Source organism: Dyella soli (genome assembly GCF_054482295.1).
Genome location: NZ_JBTFFU010000003.1, coordinates 397,404 through 418,998 on the forward strand (window position 1 = coordinate 397,404; position 21,595 = coordinate 418,998).

Consider the following 21,595-nt stretch of genomic DNA (forward strand, 5'->3'; position numbering starts at 1 on the left):
GCGCTTCAGCGCGGCCATCAAACGTTGAGGTACTTCGGTAGCGCCTCGGCCAAAAAGTCGACCATCGCCCTTACCGCCGGTGACGTGCCGCGTTTTGACGGGAGGACAAGGCTTACCGTGCCCTGCGGCACATGCCAGCGGGGCAATACATGGACGAGTCGCCCAGCCTCAAGGTCCGCGCAGCAGAGCGGTGTAGGCAGTGCGGCGACGCCAACCCCCGCGAGTACGGCGGCATGAATCAGCGCCGCATCATCACAACGAACGCGACGATGAAATGAAACGCAGGCCGAGAGGCCGTCCTCCCGGCTTAGCTGCCATGCGTCCACGGTGTCACGCCGTTGCAGCTGCAGGCCGCTCATTCCCTCGAGATCCTTCGGGTCCTCGGGCAACCCCTGGGGGAAGAGTCTGGGGCTTGCGACCAGGATCATCCTCGTATCGGCCACTGCACGCGCGATGAGTGATGAACTTTGCAACGGCGCGGTGTGGCTTCGAATAGCGATGTCGAAGCCTTCCTCGATGATGTCCACATAGCGGCTGGTCGTCACCAGCTCCACGTCGATCTTTGGATGACTTGCGAGAAAGATGGGCATGATGTCCGCCATCACCATGCGGACGACGCCAGCGGCGCAAGTCATGCGAATCCTCCCGGCCGGCTCCTGCACGCGCCATTGCGCCGTTTGCTTCGCTGCGCGCACTTCCTGCATCACACGTTCACAGTGTGAATAGAACTCCTGGCCGGCTTCCGTCAGCGAGAACTTGCGCGTCGTCCGATTGGCCAGCCGCAAACCAAGTTCCTGTTCGAGCAGGCGGATACGTCGGCTCAAGGTGGCCTTCGGCACGCCGGTTGCTTCGGCAGCCGCGGAGAAGCTGCGCTTTTCCACCAGGACGGTGAAGTAGTAGAGATCGTTCAGATCGAGCATGGCCATTGTGTCAGCAGTGGCACAGTCAATCTATTTTAGGCCGATTTTTCGGCGCATTCAGAGCCGCTAGATTTCACCTGCACCCTGGCTGGACCGCAGTAGCCCGGGTGTGTCGTTTATCTGCCCCTGAGGCGCGCTCCACGCCCAGCGATACACCGGAGGACACACCCGCTTGAACGTGGATAACCAACGCACCAGCCACCTGTCCTGCATGATTCCGGATAGTGCCGATGCGCTCTTCAGTCGGATGGCAGATCAGTTTGACCGTCACCCCCTCAGCTTCTGGTCACTGCTGGGTCAACGCCTGGTCGAATTGACGGGACTCAAGCCAGGACAGCACGTACTCGACATCGGCTCCGGCACCGGTGCCGTGGCGATCCCGGCGGCGCAAGCGGTCTATCCGGGCGGTTCAGTCCTTGGCATCGACATCGCCAAGCGGATGGTGGACGTCGCCGGGCGCAGGGCCCGCGATGCTGGCGCGCATCGCTTGAGCTTCCATCACGCCGATGCGATCACCTTTGCAACCCGCCGCCGCCTGGACGCCATTCTGGGCGGCTTTTCGCTGTTCTTCATCGAGGATATGCCTGCGGCCCTCGAACGATTTCGAGACTGGATGAAACCCACCAGTAGCTGGTCGTTCTCGTTCTGGTCACGCCAGCCATTTGCGCCTCTGGGCGACATGTTGCTGGAGGATCTGGGCGCCTTGCTTCCCGGCCTGGCCGCCGACATGGCGGCCATTCGTCACAGAGTGGCCGATCAAACCACGCTGACGAACCTGTTCGCGGATTTTGGAGGCCAGGTCTCGCTTGTATCTGAGCTCCATCACTTTCCCGTCGGAACCATCGACCTCTGGTGGGACCTGGTCATGCATAGCGACATGCGCGGCCTCATCGAACGCATCGATCCCATGCAGCGCGAACGGCTCAAGCGCCGTCACTTCCATCGCGTCGAGGAAAGGTTTGGCAAGAACACCTTCTTGACCGTGGAGCTTCCCGTGCGGTTCGTCATCGTCAAGTTCTCGCGGCGCGTGGAGCCGTTCTATCTACTTTAGAGGCGCACAGGCCATCGAGGCGCCAGCCAGACCTGGCGGCTGAAGTGGCGTCTTTTTTCGCCAACTGGAGCCGTTCCGACACTGTCTCTCCAGGCCAGGTCACTGGCCGCGCCATGCACGCTCGTCATTGCAACATCGCCTTGCTCTATCAGCGCCGACACGCCCCCGCGTTGGAGGGGCGAACCCCATGGAGTATCAGCCAATGAATGCACCACACCATCCGCTGGGTCCAGACAACCCGATCACTTCGTCGTCAAACGACGAGACCCGCTCCCTTTTTGATCGCTTCGCGAACCAGTTCGACCGGCCGCCGCTGGACTTCTGGTCGATGCTTGGCAAACGCCTGGTAACCCTCGCGGATATTGCGCCCGGGGAGCATGTGCTCGATGTCGGCTCGGGGACGGGCGCTGTCGCGATGGCTGCGGCGGCAGCGACGTATCCCGAAGGATCCGTGCTGGGCATCGACATTGCGCCGGCGATGGTGACGACCGCACAACAGCGTGCCCGCGAAGCCAATGTTCCTGGGTTGCGTTATCTGGAAGCCGATGCGGCGACCTTCGTACCCGGCCGCCGCTTCGATGCCATCCTGGGCGGCTTCTCGCTGTTCTTCCTGCCGAACATGGAAGACGCCCTGTGGCGATTCCGCCAGTGGACCATGCCGCACGGAAGGTGGGCGTTCTCGTTCTGGGCCGAACGTGGTTTTCCGCCGCTTGGAGAAATCCTCCTGCAAGACCTCGCCACCGAGATCCCCACCTTGCCCGACGAGATCGAAGCTTTCCGTCACCGTTTCGCCAACCCTATCGTGCTGATGGACCTCCTCGGTAGCTTCGGCGGACGCACGTCGCTTATCAGTGAGGCACCGTCATATCGCGTGGCCAGTCTCGAACAGTGGTGGTTGCTGGCGAACCATTCGGGCCTGAGGGCGTTTATCGACCGCATCCAGCCGGATCGCCGCGAAGCCGTCAAGCAGCGTCACTTCGCGCACATCGAAGACTCACTCGGCAGGAACAACTGCTTCACCATCAAATTGCCTACGCACTTCGCCACAGTCCGCTTCGACTGATGCACCGTCACATCATCGAGACACACCTGCCGCTTCGCCACCTCTGGATCGATGGCGATGCGCCCGCCAGGGAGAGGTTGCCGCACTCGGACTTTCACGAGGCCATTCTTGCGCTCCCGTCCATCCTCCGCGGAACGCCAGGCGCAAGCCTGGCATTCGACTTCAGCCGCTGCCTGGTCATTCCGAAGGCGCCGACGAGGTAGGCGCACTCGCCCCCAGGCGCGAGTAGACTGGTCGGCGTGCCGTTCGGTTTGCCCTGCTTCGTCGGAGTATGGCTATGAGTACGGAAGGCCTCGATGCTGGCGTATCCGCGCCGATTCCCGTGGCGATGCCGGAGCCGCGCAGGCTCGTCTACCGGCATCCGTTGCCGATCCGGATCATGCACTGGATCAATGTTCTTGCGCTGACGCTGATGTTCTTCAGCGGTCTGCAGATATTCAACGCGCATCCGAGCCTGTACTGGGGCAATCGATCCGATGAAGGGGCCGAGATTCTCCAGTTGGGCGCCCGCCAGGATGCGACGGGAGCCCTGAAGGGCGTCACGCGCATCGGGCAGCACGAGTTCACCACGACCGGCGTGCTTGGCGTGTCGCGGGGGAGGGACGGCAGCCCACAGGTGCGCGGGTTTCCGTCCTGGCTCACCGTGCCCGGCCCGCAGTGGCTGGCGATGGGGCGACGCTGGCATTTCTTCTTCGCCTGGGTCTTTGTGCTGAACGGGCTCTGCTACGTCAGCTACGCCATCGCCACGCGACACTTGCAACGCGACTTGTGGCCAACCGGGGCAGACTGGCGTGGCATAGGGCGATCCATCGTCGATCACCTGCGCTTCAAGCATCCGCATGGCGAAGCGGCGCTGCGCTACAACATCCTGCAGCGACTTGCCTATCTGACCGTGATCTTCGTCTTCGGCGCGGGCATCGTGTTGATGGGCCTGGCCATGTCGCCACGCATGGATGCCGTGCTTGCGCCCATGGTCGAAGCCGTCGGGGGCCGGCAATCGGCGCGGACCATCCACTTCATCATCGCCTGGGGCTTCGTGGTCTTTGTGCTGATCCACCTTTTCGAGGTCCTGATCAGCGGCGTATTCAACCAGCTGCGGGGCATCATCACCGGCTACTACGCCATCGACTCTAGCCCGGCCGATACGAGCGCCCCGCGGCAGGACACTTCCAGTGAATCCGTCCCAGCGCAGGAGCGCCCCCATGACTGACCGCCGATCGTTCCTGCGCATGACCCTCGTGGGCGCGGCTGGCATCCTTGCGGCCGGCTGCGACCGTATTTCACAGACGGTGTGGGGACCCAATGTGCTCGGCAAGGCGGAAGGCCTGAACCGCCGCGTGCAGGCCTTGTTGGCACCGTCGAGCAGCATGGCCAGGGAATATACCGAAGCCGACATATCGGCGGTGTTCCATCCCAATGGCACCACCATGCCGACCACGCCCGCCTATCAGGCCCTGATGGCCAACAATTTTCGCGATTACAAGCTTCGGGTGGACGGGTTGGTGCGCCGGCCGGCCATGCTGTCGATCGAGGACCTCAAGGGCCTCGATATGCGCACGCAAATCACCCGGCACGACTGCGTCGAAGGCTGGAGCGCGATTGGCAAGTGGCAGGGGACGCTGCTTTCGGCCGTGCTCGATCATGTCGGCGTCGATCCCCGGGCGCGCTACGTGATGTTCCACTGCTTTGACGAGATGGAAGAAGACACGCCTTACTACGAGAGTATCGACATCGCCGAGGCCCGGCATCCGCAGACGCTGTTGGCGTTCGCCTTGAACGACAAGCCGCTACCCATCCCGAACGGTGCCCCCCTGCGCCTGCGGATCGGGCGCCAGCTCGGCTACAAGCAGGCCAAGTACCTGGCCCGCATCGAGCTGGTCAGTTCGTTCGAGGACATCGGCGACGGCGAGGGAGGCTACTGGGAGGACCAGGGTTACGAATGGTATGCCGGGATCTGATGGCCGACGCACCCTTCCTGGTTCTTTGGGCGGGATACTTCCGTCTCGCCGTGAAACGGCCCCGGACCCGCTTACTGATCTTTGAAAGGGCGTTGCCCGCTTAGGCAATCTATTGCAGGCATCGTCGCGTGGGGTTCACGCGACGATGCAGGTCAGACCACGCACACGCTGGCGGCAACCCGGTTCTCAGAACCCCTGCAGATCATCCACGGGCATGGCCAGCTTGCCGCCGGTGATGCGTTCGAGGGTGCGGGTGACGACGTCGATGTTGTTGTCGAAGCTGCCGTGGGCCGCCTTGATGGTGGTGCCGGAGCGGCTGGTGGGGACCTTGTCGGCGTCGAGGATGTCGGTGCGCTTGTCCAGGCCGCTCTGTTTGGCGGCCTGGCGCCAGTTGCCCAGTGCTTCGCCGGTGCTGGAGGAGCCGTCCCAGCCGTTGTAGGCAACGTCCATGACGTTGGCCAGGCCGAGGATGGGTGTGCGCACGTCCTGCTCGAGTGCGTCGGACACCAGGTAGAGCAGGGATTTCTGGTAGGCCCCCACACTGTCGTCCCGTTCCTTCTGGTCGGACAGGATGTCCAGGTACATCGCCTTCATCAGGTTCTCGTGCGGCGTGTAGTGGCGATTGGCGAACTGCACCGTGCAGGCCGGGGCGTACAGGTGGATCGACGTCGCGCGTGCGTCCAGGCCCCTTGCGGCCAGCAGGTCGACCAGCCAGCCCAGGAAGATGGAGCCGGCCGAGTGGCCGATCAGGTGGATCTCCAGTTTGTCGCCCCAGGCCTGCGCGAGATTCTGCAGTGCCGTCACCAGCAGGTCCGACCCGCGCGTGGGCTGGCTGGCTCCCTCCGCGTTCTCCTTCATCTCGCTCCAGATCGGGCGCGCAAACGGACGGCCGATGGCCTGCTCGATGATCGCATCCGTCGCATGGGTGATCACGTCGAGGACACCGCCGACACGCGCAGGCCCGGGCCGGAATTTGTCCTGGATGATGTCGCCGATCGATTCGAACAGGCCGGTCTTCCACACCATGAACAAGGGATAGCAACCGTTGCCGGTCAGGTAGGGACCCATGATGCGTGCACGCGTGACGGCATCGGCCTCGCTGTTGAGGCCGCCATGCGCGTAGATGACCAGGCGCTTGGTGGCGGAGCGCTGTTGGCGGAACCACTGGTCCGGCAGCGTGCATGCCTGGTAGAGCAAACTGCGGCTCAACGCGTCCTGCGTGAGGTAGCGGCTGACGCGCCCGTCGTTGCCGAGCACGATGCTGTGCGCATAGGCGTCGGCCTCGTTCCATGCGCCCGAACGGTCGGCGCCGGCGCGCCCGGTCGCGCCCGGGACGGCCGCTGCGCGCTGGCCAAACACCAGGCCACTCACGCCCATCGCGGCGACCCATGCATCCATGCCGTTGGCGAGCCAGTCGGCATAGGTCAGCACGGCAAAGCCGCCGCAGCCCCAGCTCTTGCCCCAGGAGTTCTGCACGACGAAGCCGCGCGTATTGAAACCGACCAGCGCGAACGCATGGCCGTCGGTCTGCGAGGGACGGCCGTCGAAATCGATCACCGGCAGAGTCTCGTGCCCGGTGATCTTCTTGCGCACGGTCGGCACGTTCTGCCAGCCGTCGTGCGTGTTGGCCGAGACGTAGATGGCGCCCACCTGCAGGATGGCGGCCTGCAGGTCGGTGATGGTCTTGAGGTCGATGCGGTAATAAATGCCCAGCGTATTGGCGGTGGCGCGATCCGCGTAGCCGAACCGGGGCGGTTGCGTGTCCTGGGTCTTGTACGGCCAGTCTTCTTCCAGGCATACGCCGCTGTAGAACCAGCCTTTCAGCGCGCCGCGGCAGCTCGATCCATCGTAATTCTCGCCGGCATATTCGTCGTAGCGTCGCGCGAAGTTGTACAGCATGCGCGGGCTGACCGATGCCAGCTTTGACGGCATGCCGGCCTTGCGCCAACGCAGATAATTGATCACGCAGGCGAGGCCAAAGCCGGTGCATGCACCTTCCTGTCCCTGGTCGAGGATCAGGCCGGCGCTGCTGTAGGCGGGAAGCAGCTGGTGCACCTGCTCGTCGCTGGGCGAGCAGTCCGGCAGGTTGACCGGTGGCGGCATATAGGCACGATCGCGCAGGTCCACCGGATCCTTGCTGGCCGTGAATTGCCGGGCCGGCGTCGCAACGATCGTCATCTTGCGCCCGGAAACCTTGCGACCCACCGGTGCTGCCACCGGCCACACCGTGTCAGCGAGCTGGAACACGCTGCGGAACTTGTCCAGCCCGTAGGTGCCGCCGTTGACCAGCTTGCGCGCGGTCGCGTAGTTGTTCGACGCCAGCGCCGCGCGCATCTTGTCGGCGGCGTGATTGAGGAACACGGCCAGCAACACGGCCGCCGGTTCGGGCGCGTTGGCCAGGTCCGGAAAGTTCTCGATATCCAGCCCGATCTGCGCCGCGTAGGTGTGGTAGTTCGCGCGCCCGGTCAGCTGCACGAAGCCGCGGCCGCGAAAGCGTGCGCCATCGCCGGGTTGCGTGTTGCCGAGCGAGGTGCGGCCATCGTAGGCGCTGAAGGCCGCCATGCCCGGCGTGGTGTTGAAGTGCGAGGGAAACTCGGAGATCGGCACGAAGCCTTCGGTCTCCGCCCGAATGGTGCCGAGCGCGGCGCAGATCATCGGGCGGTCGCGCAGCCCGACCACGTTCAGTGCCGCCGCCACATAGGGCAGGTTGCGCGCGATATTGGACGCCTTGGTGGCAGGAAACAGCTGCTTCACCGCATCCAGGGTGATGGCCACGTCGGTCGGCTGCAGCGTGATCATGCCAAGCACGCTCTGGCAATACGGGCCGACAATGCCGTCCGCGACCAGGCCGATGCCGGACTGCCAGCGTCGCACCGCGGCATCGGTTTGCGCGTCGAAACTGTCGCCCGCGGCCAGGCCGGGAAACGCGTCGGCGTCCGCCTGCAGTGCCGACGCCAGCTTCTTGCGCAACTGCGCGACATCCGGCCCGGTTTTGTCCTTCAACAGAAGCATGGCCACGGTTCGTCCTCCTTGTGTGTGCGATCACCCGTAGTTGCCACGGTTCGATCCGGACGCCCCCGGAGTGTACGTTCGGGGTGAACCGCGACTAGTGGGCGAAAGATCTAGTCCGTGGCGCTGGTCATGAGTCTGGAGGTACCCGTGGTACGAGGTAGTCAGGGCGGGACCAGTCGTGTCGTACGCCGACGGCGAGCGATCGGCGATCCGTGCCCGGACTAGGCCGATAGGTTTATGCCCGGGCCGGTGAGCCGGAGCGACGTTTGCGGGGCGACGATTCCTCGTAGGTCGACGCGAGCCGCAGCAGGGTGTCGTGCCCCTTTGGCCGCGCCATGGAACATCTTCGATACGCTCGAACGAGTTCATCGCGTGTAGCGCACGTCACGGCCGTGAATTCGGCCCAGACTATTTGCCGAATTCCTCTCGTACTTCCATGCGGAGACACATATGACCCAGCGTACTTTCCTTGTCACGGGCGCCACCAAAGGCATCGGACGCGCCATCGCCCATCGCCTTGCAGCAGCCGGTCACCACGTCGTCGGACTGGCGCGCGGCGCGGGGGACCAGACCTTTCCGGGCACCCTGGTATCGGTTGACCTCAGCGATCGCCGCGCCACCGAGCGGGTGCTTGGTGAACTGGTGGAGCGCAACGCCTTCGACGGTGTGGTGAACAATTTCGGTTACGTGAAGCTCGCCGGCCTGGGCGAGCTGGCACTGGATGAGCTTGAACATTCGATGCGTCTCAATCTGATTCCGGCCGTCCAGACCGTGCAGGCCCTGCTGCCGCAGATGCGCGCCCGAGGCTGGGGTCGTGTCGTCAACGTCACCAGTCTGGTCACGCTGGGCATGACGCAACGTACTGCGTATGCCGCCGCCAAGAGCGCCATGAACAGCTTTACGCGCACCTGGGCACTGGAGCTGGCGGAAACCGGCATCACCGTGAATTCGGTAGCGCCGGGGCCGACGGAGACGGAGTTGTTCCGCCAGAACACGCCGGAAGGGAGCGCGGCCGAGGAGCGCTTTCTCGCCCTCGTGCCGATGAAGCGCCTGGGCAAGCCCGAGGAACTGGCCGCCGCCATCGCCTTCCTGCTGTCGGACGATGCGGGCTATATCACCGGGCAGACACTTTTCGTGGATGGTGGTGCCTCGATAGGCCGGGCCCCGGTTTGAAGGGTGTGCTTCCCGTATGACCTGATCGCAACGTCGATCTCCCTCTGCATAGGTCACGCGAAGCCATGCGCTGCACGCGAAGCGCCCTTCGCGGCCTCATGGCCGTGCAGTGATTCCGCCAGGGATCGCTGCATGCAGGGCGTGGATGTCAGCATGATCAGCGCGCAGCTTGCGCTGGACCCATGGGTTGCCCTGGTGAAAATGCACGGGAATGTCGAGTCTGCCGCCTGCGCCATGCGCCCTTGTACGGGTGGGCAGTGATGTGGTGATCGGTTCACCACGTGGTGGTTCCCATCCAGCGCTTGCGTACCGGCAAAACCTGGTCGGAAGCAGGTCGCTAGCGGCAGCCCGGCCCTTCCAGATCCATGCAGGAGGCGGGGAGTTCGGCGGGCACCCTTTCACGGGTGGGAGGCTGGCGTCGCCTCGTGCCGGCGCCTCATGGACGGCCCGGTCGCCCGGGCGTTAGATGGCAGGCTGTCCTGCCGGCCTGGAATCACAAGAACGTGACCGACCCTGTTTCACAATCCTGCTGGCTTTTTGAGCCGGCCATGGGGTGATTCCCGTGGCCTTCACGGAGATTTTCGAGCCACGTCCACGCCCTTCCGGGGGCGGATGTCCAGCCAGACTTTCCGGGAGTACCAGCGATGCCAATGACTCGCCGCGAGTTCATCAAATTCACCGGCCTGGGCCTGGCTGCGTCGAGTCTCGGCCTGCTCGGCTTCGGGGCCTCATGGGAGGCGCAGGCCGCCGCCGTGCGGCCGTTCAAGCTCACCCACGCGACTGAAACGCGCAACACCTGCACGTACTGCTCGGTCGCCTGCGGCATTCTCATCTACAGCATGGGCGACCGTGCCAAGAATGCGCGCTCCAACATCATCCACATCGAAGGTGACCCGGACCATCCGGTGAACCGCGGCACGCTGTGCCCCAAGGGCTCGGCCCTGCTCGACGTGGTGCATGCGCCCACGCGCCTGAAGGTGCCGCGTTATCGCCCGCCGGGCGGCACCGAGTTCAAGGAAGTCAGCTGGGACTACGCGCTGGATCGCATCGCCCGCCTGATGAAGGACGATCGCGACAAGAACTTCATCGCGAAGAATGCGGCCGGCGACACCGTCAATCGCTGGACCAGCGTCGGCATGCTGGCGGCCTCGGCTTCGTCCAGTGAAACGTCCTACCTGACATGGAAGGCCGTCCGATCGCTGGGCATGGTGGTGTTCGACAACCAGGCGCGTGTCTGACACGGACCGACGGTGGCCAGTCTGGCCCCATCATTCGGTCGCGGTGCAATGACCAACACCTGGCAGGACATCAAGAACGCCAACGTCGTCATTGTCATGGGTGGTAACGCCGCCGAAGCGCATCCGTGCGGCTTCAAGTGGGTGATCGAGGCGAAGATCGAGAACGGCGCCAAGCTGGTCGTGGTCGATCCGCGCTTCACGCGCACGGCCTCCGTGGCCGACTACTACGCGCCGATCCGCCCGGGCACCGACATCGCGTTCCTCAACGGCGTGATCCATTACCTGCTGGAGAAGGACGCCATCCAGCACCAGTACGTGCGCGCTTATACCAACGCCAGCCTGATCGTGAAGGACAGTTTCAGTTTCCAGGACGGCCTGTTCAGCGGCTACAACGAGGAAACGCACAGCTACGACAGGTCGAGCTGGGACTATGAACTGGACCAGGACGGTTTTGCCAGGTCCGACGACACCTGGCAAGACCCGCATTGCGTCATCAACCTGCTCAAGCAGCATGTGTCGCGCTACACACCGGAGATGGTGTCGCGCATCTGCGGCACGCCGCAGGACAAGTTCCTGCACGTGTGCGAGCTGATCGCCAGCACGGCCGCGCCGGACAAGGCGATGACCAGCCTGTTCGCGCTGGGCTGGACGCAACACTCGGTGGGCGCGCAGAACATCCGCAACATGGCGATGGTCCAGTTGCTGCTGGGCAACATCGGCGTGGCGGGCGGCGGCATGAATGCCCTGCGCGGGCATTCGAACATCCAGGGCCTGACCGACGTCGGCTTGCTTTCCAACCAGATGCCGGGCTACCTGAACCTGCCCACGGAAAAGGAACCCAGCTTCGACATCTACATGTCGACGCGGCAGTTCAAACCCTTGCGTCCCGGCCAGATCAGCTACTACCAGAACACCCGCAAGTTCGTGGTGAGCCTGATGAAGGCGCTGTACGGCGACGCCGCCACGGCGGAGAACAACTGGGCCTACGACTGGCTGCCCAAGCTCGACATCCCGCTGTACGACATCATCAAGGCGTTCGAGATGATGAACAACGACCAGATCACGGGCTACTTCTGCCAGGGCTTCAACCCGCTGCAGGCGTTCCCGGATCGCGGCAAGATCCGTCGCGGCCTGAGCAAGCTGAAGTTCCTCGTCACCATGGACCCGCTGGACACCGAGACCTCGCGCTTCTGGCAGGACTTCGGTCCGCAGAACCCGGCCAAGTCGGCCGAGATCCAGACCGAAGTATTCCAGTTGCCCACCACCTGCTTCGCCGAGGAAAACGGCTCGCTGGTCAATTCCGCGCGCTGGCTGCAATGGCACTGGAAGGCTGCCGATGGCCCCGGCCAGGCCATGTCCGACATCTGGATCATGAGCGGCATCTTCCATCGCCTGCGCGAGCTGTATCGCAAGGAAGGCGGCGCGTTCCCCGATCCGATCCTCAACCTCACCTGGAAGTACACCGACCCCACCAGCCCCGACCCGGAAGACCTGGCCAAGGAAATGAACGGCCGCGCGCTGGCCGATCTCACCGATCCGGTCACCGGCGTGGTGACCAAGGCCGGCACGCTGCTGGATGGCTTCGCGCAATTACGTGACGACGGCACCACGTCGTCCGGCTGCTGGATCTTCTCGGGCTCGTTCACCGAGAAGGGCAACCAGATGGCGCGCCGCGATGCCACCGATCCGCGCGAGCAGGGCATCGCGCCGAACTGGGCGTGGGCGTGGCCTGCGAACCGGCGCATCCTGTACAACCGGGCCAGCGCCGATCCGGACGGCAAGCCGTGGAACCCGGCCAAACCGGTCATTTCCTGGAATGGCACGCGCTGGGTGGGCATCGACGTGCCCGACTACACGCCGACCCTGAACCCGGCCGCGGGCGCCAGTCCGTTCATCATGAACGACGAGGGCCTGGGCCGATTGTTCGCCCGCAAGCTGATGGCGGAAGGTCCATTCCCCGAGCACTACGAGCCGCTGGAATCGCCGGTGGAAAACGTGCTGCATCCCAAGGTGAAGAACAATCCGGCGGCGCGTGTGTTCGCCAATGACCGGGCGGCGTTTGGCAGTCCAAAAGATTTCCCGTACGTGGCGACCACCTACCGCCTCACCGAGCACTTCCACTTCTGGACCAAGCACGCGCTGATCAACGCGATCCTGCAGCCGGAAGAGTTCGTCGAGGTCGGCGAGGTGCTGGCCAAGGAGAAGGGCATCGAGCAGGGCGGCTGGGTGAAGGTGTCGTCCAAGCGCGGCGAAGTGATTTGCAAGGCGTATGTCACCAAGCGCATCAAGCCGCTGACCGTCGACGGCAAGCCGACCCATGTGATCGGCGTGCCACTGCACTGGGGCTTCACCGGCCAGGCCAGGAAAGGCTATGGCGCCAACACGCTCACGCCCTCGGTGGGCGATGCCAACACGCAGACGCCGGAGTTCAAGGCGTTCCTGGTCAACATCGAGAAGGCCAGCCCACCGGTCGCCGCCTGAGGAAATCGCCATGTCCGATCTGCAATCGCAAGATTACATCCGGCGCTCCGCCTCGACGATGACGCCGCCCTCGGCACGCAGTGCGCAGGAACAGGTCGCCAAGCTGATCGACGTCAGCCGCTGCATCGGCTGCAAGGCCTGCCAGTCGGCGTGCATGGAATGGAACGACCTGCGGCAGGACATCGGTCATTTCGAAGGGTCGTACCAGAATCCGAATGACCTCAGTCCGAACGTGTGGACGCTGATGAAGTTCGCCGAGTACGAAAACGAGCAGGGCAACCTCGAATGGCTGATCCGCAAGGACGGCTGCATGCACTGCGAGGATCCGGGCTGCCTCAAGGCCTGTCCGGCGCCTGGCGCGATCGTGCAGTACGCCAACGGCATCGTGGACTTCATCAGCGACAAGTGCATCGGCTGCGGCTATTGCGTGAAGGGCTGCCCGTTCGACATCCCGCGCATCAGCAAGAAGGACCACAAGGCCTACAAGTGCACGCTGTGTTCCGACCGCGTGGGGGTCGGCCTGGAGCCGGCCTGCGTCAAGGCCTGTCCTACCGGCGCGATCATGTTTGGTTCCAAGACCGACATGACCGACTGGGCGCACGAGCGCATCGTCGATCTGAAATCGCGCGGCTTCGAGCAAGCTGGCCTCTACGACCCGCCGGCCGTTGGCGGCACGCACGTGATGTACGTGCTGCACCATGCCGACAAGCCGTCGCTGTACTCGGGCCTGCCCGACCATCCGCACATCAGCGCCGCCGTGGAAGCGTGGAAAGGCATTGCCAAGCCGCTGGCCATGATGGGCATCGCGCTGGCCGCCGTGGTGGGCTTCTTCCACTACATCGTGAAGGGCCCCAATGAAGTCACCGAAGAGGACGAGGCACAGGGCGAGCGGGTGCTCGAGGAAGAAACGGGGAAGACGCCATGAACCGTTCCGGGACCGTCATCATTCGCTACAACACCGCCCAGCGGCTCAACCACTGGATCAATGCCATCTGCTTCGTGTTGATGGTGCTGTCAGGCCTGTCGATGTTCCATCCGGTCATGTTCTGGTTGTCCAACCTGTTTGGCGGCGGCCAGTGGACGAGGGCAATGCATCCGTGGATCGGCTGCATGTTGATGGCGAGCTACATAGGAATGATCGTGCAGTTCTGGCGCGTGAACCTCTGGCACCAGGAAGACACGGCGTGGGTGAAGTCGGGCAAGGCCGTGGTGGAGGACGACGAGGAACACATTCCGGCGGTGGGCCACAACAACGCTGGCCAGAAGTTCGTGTTCTGGTCGATGGCCTTGCTGATTCCCACCTTGTTCCTCACCGGCCTGGTGATCTGGGAAGTGTATTTCGGCGAGGCCACGTCGATCCCCGTGCAGCGCGCGGCCGTGCTGATCCACAGCACCGCGGCGTTCCTCGCGATCATCGTGTGGATCGTCCATGTCTACGCAGGCATCTGGGTTCGCCATTCCATCCGCGCCATGACGCAGGGCTACGTGACGCCAGGCTGGGTGTGGCGCCACCATCGCAAGTGGCTGGAGGAACTGGCCAGTGACCCGCAGCAAAAGAGTGCCGTGAGGAAGCGTCCATGAGGCAGGCCGAAGCGCCACCCAGCGGTCAGTGGACGGGGCCGTCCCACCCCGGCGTCAAGGCGCCCGAGCCGATCGTGCTGGCCGATCCGGGCAAACGCTTCGCGGCCACCGCGCAACGGCTGGAACACCTTGCCGCCGGGCATCCGATGGAGGCCTGGCTGCGCTTCATGGCACGCCTGGCCGAGGCCCAGCATCTCGTCGCCACCACGCTGGCGCCCGCCGTCGCGCTAGGTCCCGACATGGTCGCGCAGGCCATCGAAGCCCGCCTGCCGCCGCTGGCGGCGGACGGTCATCATCGCGATGCCAGCTGGCGCGACGGACTCTTCCTGCTGCTCGATGGTATCGACCGCAAGGGGCTGCCGTCGGCCGCGCTGCACGCCATGGACCAACTGCAGCGCAGCGATGGCAGCGCGCTCGACCGGCGGGCCGACCATTTCCTGCGGGGCGCGCTGACCGCCGCCGATGCGGCTGCGGCGGTCTACGTCGCGGCCGCACTGCAGGTCTATTTCACCGGCTCGGCCGCGTGCCTCACGGCCGCGGACTTGCGTCTGCTCGAAGAGCGCGCGCTGTGCCCCTGCTGCGGTTCGCCTTCGGTAACCGGCCTGATCACCGCCACCGGCATCACCCCCGGCACGCGCTTCCTGTATTGCTCGATGTGCTCGACCGCATGGAACCACGTGCGTGCGGTGTGCATCACCTGTGGCAGCACGCGCCGGCTGTCCGTGCAGGCCATCGATGGCGACTCCGGCCTGGTCAAGGCCGAGACCTGCGGCGACTGCCACACCTACGCCAAGCTGCTCTACCAGGTGCAGGACATGCAGGTCGATCCGTACGCCGACGACCTCGCCTCGCTCGGCCTGGACATGCTGGTCACCGAGGCAGGCTACGCGCGCCACGCACCGAACCCGCTGCTGCTGGTGGGCGATGGCGAGGCGGTGGTCGAGTAACAAACGCGCAACGTCTCCGATTGAGCCCCTCTCCCCGCGGGAGAGGGGTTGGGGTGAGGGTGCGGGGCTTGCGTGGCCTTTCCATCTCGCGCTCCGACCGAACCCTCATCCGCCTGCCGGCACCTTCTCCCGAAGGGAGAAGGGTTCCTTCAATGGAACCCGTCTTAGCCCCTCCCCCATCGGGAGAGGGGTTGGGTTGAGGGGCTTGTCTTAGGAGGGCTTGTCTTATTGCCTGCCCGGCAATGACGCGATGCCGCCACCCGCTTGCCTTGACCCTGTCCGGTTCGCGCCGCAGCATAGGGGCTACCCCGGGTCTTCGTCGCCGTGCTCTCGAACCAGCACCTTGGGTGTCCGGCGATGCCACAGGACGAGCGCCATGACCGAACCAGAGGTCGCCTCCCTGCGCCAGCTTCCTGCGGTCGCCACCGTGCTGGCGACGGCCGAAGCCGCCGTGCTGGTGGAGCGCCACGGGCGCGTCGCCACCACCGACGCCATCCGCCAGGCCATCGACGGCGCGCGCGAGGCCTTGCGCGCTGCCCCCTCCCAGGCACCCGGCGCCATCGAGATAGCGCAGCAGGCGCAGCAATTGCTGGAAGCGCGCGCGCCGGGCCTGCGCCCGCTGTTCAACCTCACCGGCACGGTGCTGCACACCAACCTTGGTCGCGCCGTGCTGGCGGAAGCGGCGATCGATGCGGCGGTGGATGCCATGCGCCACGCCGTGGCGCTGGAATACGACCTGGCTGACGGCGCGCGCGGCGAACGTGACGATCACCTGCGCCGCCTGCTATGCGAACTGACCGGGGCGGAAGACGCCACCGTGGTCAACAACAACGCGGCGGCCGTGCTGCTGTGCCTCAACACGTTCGCGCTCGGACGCGAGGCGGTGGTGTCGCGCGGCGAGCTGATCGAGATCGGCGGCGCCTTTCGCATGCCCGACATCATGGCGCGGGCCGGTGCACGCATGATCGAGGTGGGCACCACCAACCGCACCCACCCGGCCGATTATGCCGGTGCACTCAACGAGCGCAGCGGCATGGTGCTCAAGGTGCACACCTCCAACTACCGCATCGAGGGTTTCACCGCAGACGTCGGCGCGCGCGAACTGGCTGCGCTTGCCGCGACCGCCGGCGTGCCGCTGCTGCATGACCTGGGCTCAGGCAGCCTGGTCGACCTGTCCCGCTACGGGCTCGCCAAGGAACCCACGGTGGGCGAAGCCGTGGCCGACGGCGCGCCGCTGGTCACCTTTTCCGGCGACAAGCTGCTCGGTGGCCCGCAGGCAGGCTTTATCGTCGGCAGGCGCGCGCTGATCCAACAGCTCAACCGCAATCCGCTCAAGCGCGCGCTGCGCGTGGACAAGCTGCGCCTGGCCGCGATCGAGGCCACACTGAAGCTGTATCGCGATCCCGATCGGCTCGCCCAACGGCTGCCCACGCTGCGCTGGCTGGCGCGCAGCAAGGCCGACATCGAGGCCCAGGCACGCCGCCTGCAAGCGGTGGTGGCCGCGCGGCTCGGCGATGCCTTCGTGGTCGAGGTCGGCGACTGCCGCAGTCAGGTCGGCTCCGGTGCGCTGCCGGCCGATACCCTCGCCAGCGCCGCGCTGGTGATCCGCTCGCGCGGCAGCCAGGTCGCCCTCGAACGCCTGGCCGCCGCCTTGCGCCTGTTGCCGCGCCCGGTCATCGGGCGCCTGGCCGAGGGTGCGCTGCGTCTGGACTTGCGTTGCCTGGACGAAGCAGAGGAAGCGCTGTTGCCGGATGCGCTGGCCGGGCTCGACCCCGACGACCTCGCCGCGCCACGCCCATGATCGTCGGCACGGCGGGCCATATCGACCACGGCAAGACGGCGCTGGTCAGGGCCCTGACCGGCGTCGACTGCGATCGCCTGAAGGAAGAAAAAGCCCGCGGCATCACCATCGACCTCGGCTTCGCTTACTGGCCGCTGGAAGACGGCAACGTGGTCGGCTTCATCGACGTGCCCGGGCATGAGCGTTTCGTGCACACCATGCTCGCCGGTGCCAGCGGCATCGACCTGGCCCTGCTGGTGGTGGCGGCCGACGACGGCGTGATGCCGCAGACGCGCGAGCATCTGGCGATCCTGGACCTCTTGCGCGTCGAACGCGGCCTGGTTGCGCTGACCAAGGCCGACCTGGCGACACCTGCACGGCTGGCCGAAGTGAGCGCGCAGATCCGCGCCATCACCGCGGGCACCGCGTTGGAAGGGGCCGCCATCGTGCCGGTCTCTTCGACCACCGGTCTTGGCATCGATGCGTTGCGCGAGCTGCTCGCCATCGAGGCACGCACGCAAGTGGCACGCGCGGCCGACGGCCGCTTTCGCCTTGCCGTCGATCGCGTGTTCACCCTGGCCGGCATCGGCGTGGTGGTGACCGGCACCGTGTTGTCCGGCGTGGTGCGCGTCAAGGACCAGCTCATGCTCAGTCCGTCCGGCCGGGCCGCGCGCGTGCGTTCGCTGCATGCGCAGAACCGTCCGGTGGAGAGCGGGCGGGCCGGGGATCGTTGCGCGCTCAACCTCGCCGGCGAGGGCATCAGCAAGAGCGCGATACGGCGCGGCGACATGCTGGTCGATCCCCTGCTGCATGCGCCGAGCGGACGCATCGACGCGCGCCTGCACCTGCTGGCGGGCGAGCCCAGGCCCATCGATCAATGGTTTCCGGCCCGCCTGCATCACGGTGCCACCGAGGTCGGCGCCCGCGTCGTGCTGCTGGAAGGCGAGCAACTGTTGCCCGGCCACACGGCCGACGTGCAGCTGGTGCTGGACCGCCCGCTTGCAGCCGCTGCACTCGATCGCTTCGTGCTGCGCGATGTCTCTGCCCGGCGCACGATCGGTGGCGGCCAGCTGCTCGACCTGCGTGCGCCGTCGCGCCAGCGACGCAGCGTCGCGCGCCAGGCCCAGCGTGCCGCGCTGGCCATGACCGATCCACGGGAGGCGTTCGCCGCCCTGCTCGCCGTGCCTCCGTTCGCCTGGGACCTGGCGGCATTCGCGCGTGATCGTGCACTGTCCGCCGCCAGCCTCGATGCCATCGAGGCCGCGCTTGCACCTGTCAGCTTCGACGCCGGCGAGCAACGCATCGCGCTCAGCCAGGCGCACTGGCAAACCTTCGTGGCTGGCCTGGTCGAGCAGCTCCTGGCCTTCCATGCGGCCAACCCGGACGTGCAGGGCATGGGCCGGGAGAAACTGCGCCAGGCCCTGCAACCGGTCCTGCCCGCGGCCGCGTTCGCGCTGGCCCTGTGCCATGCGGACCTGGCCGGCCGGGTCGTGCGCGACGGCGCCTTCGTGCGCCTGGCCAGCCATTCGCTGCAACTCAGTGCGGAACGCCGCGCCGCCTGGCAAACGATCGCCCCGCTGCTGGGCGGCGAGGTACGCTTTCGTCCGCCGCGGGTACGCGACCTTGCCGGTGTGCTGGCGCGCCGGGAGCAGGAGGTGAGGGAACTGATGAAGGTGGCGGCGCGGGTGGGGCTGGCCGACGAAGTGGCGCACGATCACTACTTCCTGCGTGCGACCGTGCACGAGATGGCAGGGATCGCCGCCGACCTCGCGGCCCATGCGGCCGATGGCCACTTCACCGCAGCGCAATTTCGCGATCGCCTCGACAATGGTCGTAAGGTGGCGATCCAGATACTAGAATTCTTCGACCGGCAAGGCGTGACGATCAACCACGGCACGTTGCGCAGGATCCAGGCGGGCAACCTCGACTTGTTCGACTCCGCCCCGCAGTGAGCATCTTTACTGGAAGAGAATCGTCTCCGGTGGGGCGTCCGGACTTCAAATCCGGGTGAGGCAGACAAGACTGTCTCGGGTGGGTTCGACTCCCATTCTCTTCCGCCATTTCGCTGGCGGCCTGCTCAGGCGACCTCGATGCCCGGGGCGCCTGCCGACATCGTGCCGATGATGCTTGCACGCGGATAACCCGCCGCTTCGATCATCGCCCGGATCGCCTCGGCCCGCTCCGCCTTGCACGCCACCAGCAGGCCGCCCGAGGTCTGCGGATCGGTCAACAGGGCGCGGCGCCAGCCCGGCAAGTCCGCCGGCAGGGTGGCGCCCTCGCCATAGCTGTCCCAGTTGCGCCTGGAAGCGCCGGTGACATGGCCAGCCTCGGCCAGGGCCTCGGCCTGCGTCAGCCAGGGGATGCGCGCCTGTTCGATGCGGATGCGCAGACGGCTGCCACGGGCCAGCTCCAGTGCGTGCCCCAGCAGGCCGAAGCCGGTGACATCGGTGATCGCGTGCACGTCCGCATCCTGCGCCAGCTCATGGCCGATGCGGTTGAGCAGGGTGGTGGTGGCGAGCAGCTCCGCATATGCATCCGGCGGCAGCACCTGTTTCTTGAACGCTGCCGAATAGATGCCGACGCCGATGCCCTTGGTGAGGATCAGCGCGTCGCCGGCCTGCGCCGTGGTGTTGCGGCGCACGTTGGCGGGCGCGCACAGACCGATCGCGGCGAGACCATAAATGGGCTCGGCCGAATCGATGGAATGGCCACCCGCGATGGGGATGCCCGCTTCCGCGCAGATCGACTCGCCCCCCGCCAGGATCGCGCGCACCGTCGCCACGTCCAGCTTGTCCAGCGGCATGCCCAGGATCGCCAGCGCCATCACCGGCCTGCCGCCCATCGCGTAGACGTCGGACAGCGCATTGGCCGCGGCGATGCGGCCGAAATCATAAGGATCGTCGACCACCGGCATGAAGAAGTCGGTGGTGGCGATCACGCAGGTACGTTCGTCCACCTGCCAGACGGCCGCATCGTCGCTGGACTCGGTGCCGACCAGCAGCGAGGCGAATGGCATCGCTGCCGGCTTGCCGGCGAGCAGTTGCTGGAGCACCGCGGGCGCGAGCTTGCAGCCACAGCCGCCACCATGGGCGAGGTCGGTCAAACGGACGGAGGTCATGGGCGATCCTGCGACAGTTCGGTGGCGCGGCGGCCAGTTGCGCGCAGCATAGCCAAAAGCGCCGCGGCACCAGTCATGTCCGTGAAACCAGTGGCCCGGCGGGGTTGCCGGCACGCCGCCCATGGCCGGCGACCCTTCACGTCTTCCTCATAGGCTGCCTAGGTACATTCCATGCAACGGACCCGACGCAAGGCGTGGCGTGTTCCGTGGGGAGAGGACGACCTGGGGCGGCAGTCGCCATCGCGACGGTGCGGTGCCACCTGAGGCATTGGCTACGCATATCGTCTGGTCGAATCGACTATGGGGCGTTTCCGGATTGTCCGCGCTCTGCTGCAGGCAAGCCTCGCGGGGTTGCTGCTCCACGTGGCGAGCGTGTCCGCGCAGGAGCTGGAGCCGCGCAGCTATTCGCCATCGCCGGTCGGCACGAATTTCATCGACGTCGGTTATACCCGCCTGACCGGTGATGTCCTGACCGACCCCTCGCTGCCGGTCACCAACGTCCAGGCCCGGATCAACACGTACACGCTGGCCTATGTGCGTACCTTCGGCGTGGCCGGCCACTCGGCGTCGATCGCCTTCGGCCTCCCTTACGTCAGCGGCGACCTCAGCGGCAGCGTGATCGACGCGCCCACCGCAATCCATCGCGAGGGCATGGCCGATGCGCGCCTGCGCCTTGCCTACAACCTCATCGGCAGTCCGGCCATGTCGGTCGAGGAATTTGCGCGCCGCGCGCCGGCCGCCGCCCTGGGCGTGAGCCTGACCATCTCCGCGCCAACGGGGAAGTACGAGCCCTCGCGACTGGTCAACGTCGGCACCAACCGCTGGTCGTTCCGGCCCGAGATCGGCATCTCGCGGCCGGTGGGGAACTGGTTCCTCGAAGCATCGGCCGGCGTGATCTTCTTCACCGACAACGACAACTTCTTCCACGGCAACCGGCGCAGCCAGGACCCGGTGGCCCTGGTCCAGTTCCACAGCGGATACACGTTCCGGCCGGGACTCTGGATCGCCGGTGACGTGGGCTACGCCAACGGCGGCCGCACCAGCGTCAATGGCGTGGCCAACCACGACCGGCAATCCAACATGCGTTACGGCCTCACCTTTTCGGCGCCGATCGCCGTCGGCTGGTCCGCCAAGCTGGCGTTCTCGAACGGGCTGGTCACGCGCGTGGGCGGCGACTACCGGGCCATTACCTTCGCCCTGCAACATCGCTGGTTCGATCGATGAGCGCGCGGTCGGGTCCTGCGGCGCGACGGTCCGGCGCGCCGGCGATGGC

The 21,595-nt window shown here is 65.7% G+C and carries 15 protein-coding genes and 1 tRNA gene; 13 read left to right on the forward strand and 3 right to left on the reverse strand.

The window, feature by feature from the left end; translation table 11 throughout:
* Nucleotides 1–17 precede the first annotated feature (17 nt).
* On the reverse strand, nucleotides 18–920 hold the full coding sequence (locus ACXU4B_RS16095) for a LysR substrate-binding domain-containing protein (RefSeq protein ID WP_165583203.1): 903 nt from the start codon (nucleotides 918–920) through the stop codon (nucleotides 18–20).
* Between the two features lie 178 nt (nucleotides 921–1,098).
* Here ACXU4B_RS16095 and ACXU4B_RS16100 point away from each other — a divergent pair, with 178 nt between their 5' ends.
* From ACXU4B_RS16100 to ACXU4B_RS16115, 4 genes are all read left to right on the forward strand, one after another.
* On the forward strand, nucleotides 1,099–1,971 hold the full coding sequence (locus ACXU4B_RS16100) for a class I SAM-dependent methyltransferase (RefSeq protein ID WP_240734118.1): 873 nt from the start codon (nucleotides 1,099–1,101) through the stop codon (nucleotides 1,969–1,971).
* Nucleotides 1,972–2,173: 202 nt separating this feature from the next.
* Nucleotides 2,174–3,034: a methyltransferase domain-containing protein gene (locus ACXU4B_RS16105; RefSeq protein ID WP_458910902.1), complete on the forward strand. Its 861-nt coding sequence runs from the start codon at nucleotides 2,174–2,176 to the stop codon at nucleotides 3,032–3,034.
* Nucleotides 3,035–3,362: 328 nt separating this feature from the next.
* Nucleotides 3,363–4,244, forward strand: a complete 882-nt coding sequence (locus tag ACXU4B_RS16110; protein ID WP_131411333.1) for a cytochrome b/b6 domain-containing protein — start codon at nucleotides 3,363–3,365, stop codon at nucleotides 4,242–4,244.
* Complete coding sequence (locus ACXU4B_RS16115) at nucleotides 4,237–4,992, forward strand: molybdopterin-binding protein (RefSeq protein ID WP_131410658.1); 756 nt, start codon at nucleotides 4,237–4,239, stop codon at nucleotides 4,990–4,992. Before ACXU4B_RS16110 ends, ACXU4B_RS16115 begins: the two co-directional genes overlap by 8 nt.
* Nucleotides 4,993–5,178: 186 nt before the next feature.
* Here ACXU4B_RS16115 and ACXU4B_RS16120 read toward each other — a convergent pair whose 3' ends face one another.
* The gene (locus tag ACXU4B_RS16120) at nucleotides 5,179–8,004 is read right to left on the reverse strand and encodes a C1 family peptidase (protein ID WP_131411331.1); all 2,826 of its coding nucleotides are present in this window, start codon (nucleotides 8,002–8,004) and stop codon (nucleotides 5,179–5,181) included.
* A 450-nt stretch (nucleotides 8,005–8,454) separates the two neighbouring features.
* Here ACXU4B_RS16120 and ACXU4B_RS16125 point away from each other — a divergent pair, with 450 nt between their 5' ends.
* The 8 genes from ACXU4B_RS16125 to ACXU4B_RS16160 all read left to right on the forward strand — a co-directional run bounded on the left by ACXU4B_RS16125 (nucleotide 8,455) and on the right by ACXU4B_RS16160 (nucleotide 19,264).
* Nucleotides 8,455–9,177: an SDR family oxidoreductase gene (locus ACXU4B_RS16125; protein ID WP_131410656.1), complete on the forward strand. Its 723-nt coding sequence runs from the start codon at nucleotides 8,455–8,457 to the stop codon at nucleotides 9,175–9,177.
* A gap of 644 nt (nucleotides 9,178–9,821) precedes the next feature.
* A complete protein-coding gene (gene fdnG / locus ACXU4B_RS16130) occupies nucleotides 9,822–12,896 on the forward strand; it encodes a formate dehydrogenase-N subunit alpha (RefSeq protein WP_165583202.1) in 3,075 nt (1,024 codons plus the stop codon).
* 10 nt (nucleotides 12,897–12,906) lie between these two features.
* The gene (fdxH, locus tag ACXU4B_RS16135; protein ID WP_131410650.1) at nucleotides 12,907–13,821 is read left to right on the forward strand and encodes a formate dehydrogenase subunit beta; all 915 of its coding nucleotides are present in this window, start codon (nucleotides 12,907–12,909) and stop codon (nucleotides 13,819–13,821) included.
* A complete protein-coding gene (locus ACXU4B_RS16140; protein WP_131410648.1) occupies nucleotides 13,818–14,477 on the forward strand; it encodes a formate dehydrogenase subunit gamma in 660 nt (219 codons plus the stop codon). Before fdxH ends, ACXU4B_RS16140 begins: the two co-directional genes overlap by 4 nt.
* A complete protein-coding gene (gene fdhE, locus ACXU4B_RS16145) occupies nucleotides 14,474–15,424 on the forward strand; it encodes a formate dehydrogenase accessory protein FdhE (protein WP_131410646.1) in 951 nt (316 codons plus the stop codon). The genes ACXU4B_RS16140 and fdhE overlap by 4 nt, the downstream gene beginning before the upstream one ends.
* Nucleotides 15,425–15,800: 376 nt before the next feature.
* The gene (gene selA / locus ACXU4B_RS16150) at nucleotides 15,801–17,225 is read left to right on the forward strand and encodes an L-seryl-tRNA(Sec) selenium transferase (RefSeq protein ID WP_131410644.1); all 1,425 of its coding nucleotides are present in this window, start codon (nucleotides 15,801–15,803) and stop codon (nucleotides 17,223–17,225) included.
* Nucleotides 17,222–19,156, forward strand: a complete 1,935-nt coding sequence (gene selB, locus ACXU4B_RS16155; RefSeq protein WP_165583201.1) for a selenocysteine-specific translation elongation factor — start codon at nucleotides 17,222–17,224, stop codon at nucleotides 19,154–19,156. Before selA ends, selB begins: the two co-directional genes overlap by 4 nt.
* A gap of 11 nt (nucleotides 19,157–19,167) precedes the next feature.
* Nucleotides 19,168–19,264, forward strand: a tRNA-Sec gene (locus ACXU4B_RS16160).
* 17 nt (nucleotides 19,265–19,281) lie between these two features.
* Here ACXU4B_RS16160 and selD read toward each other — a convergent pair.
* Entirely contained in the window at nucleotides 19,282–20,322 is a 1,041-nt protein-coding gene (gene selD / locus ACXU4B_RS16165) for a selenide, water dikinase SelD (protein WP_131410642.1), read from the reverse strand.
* Nucleotides 20,323–20,622: 300 nt separating this feature from the next.
* Between selD and ACXU4B_RS16170 the strand changes: the two genes are divergently transcribed.
* Nucleotides 20,623–21,546, forward strand: coding sequence for a transporter (locus tag ACXU4B_RS16170; protein WP_131410640.1), 924 nt, complete (start codon nucleotides 20,623–20,625; stop codon nucleotides 21,544–21,546).
* The last annotated feature ends 49 nt before the right edge of the window (nucleotides 21,547–21,595 follow it).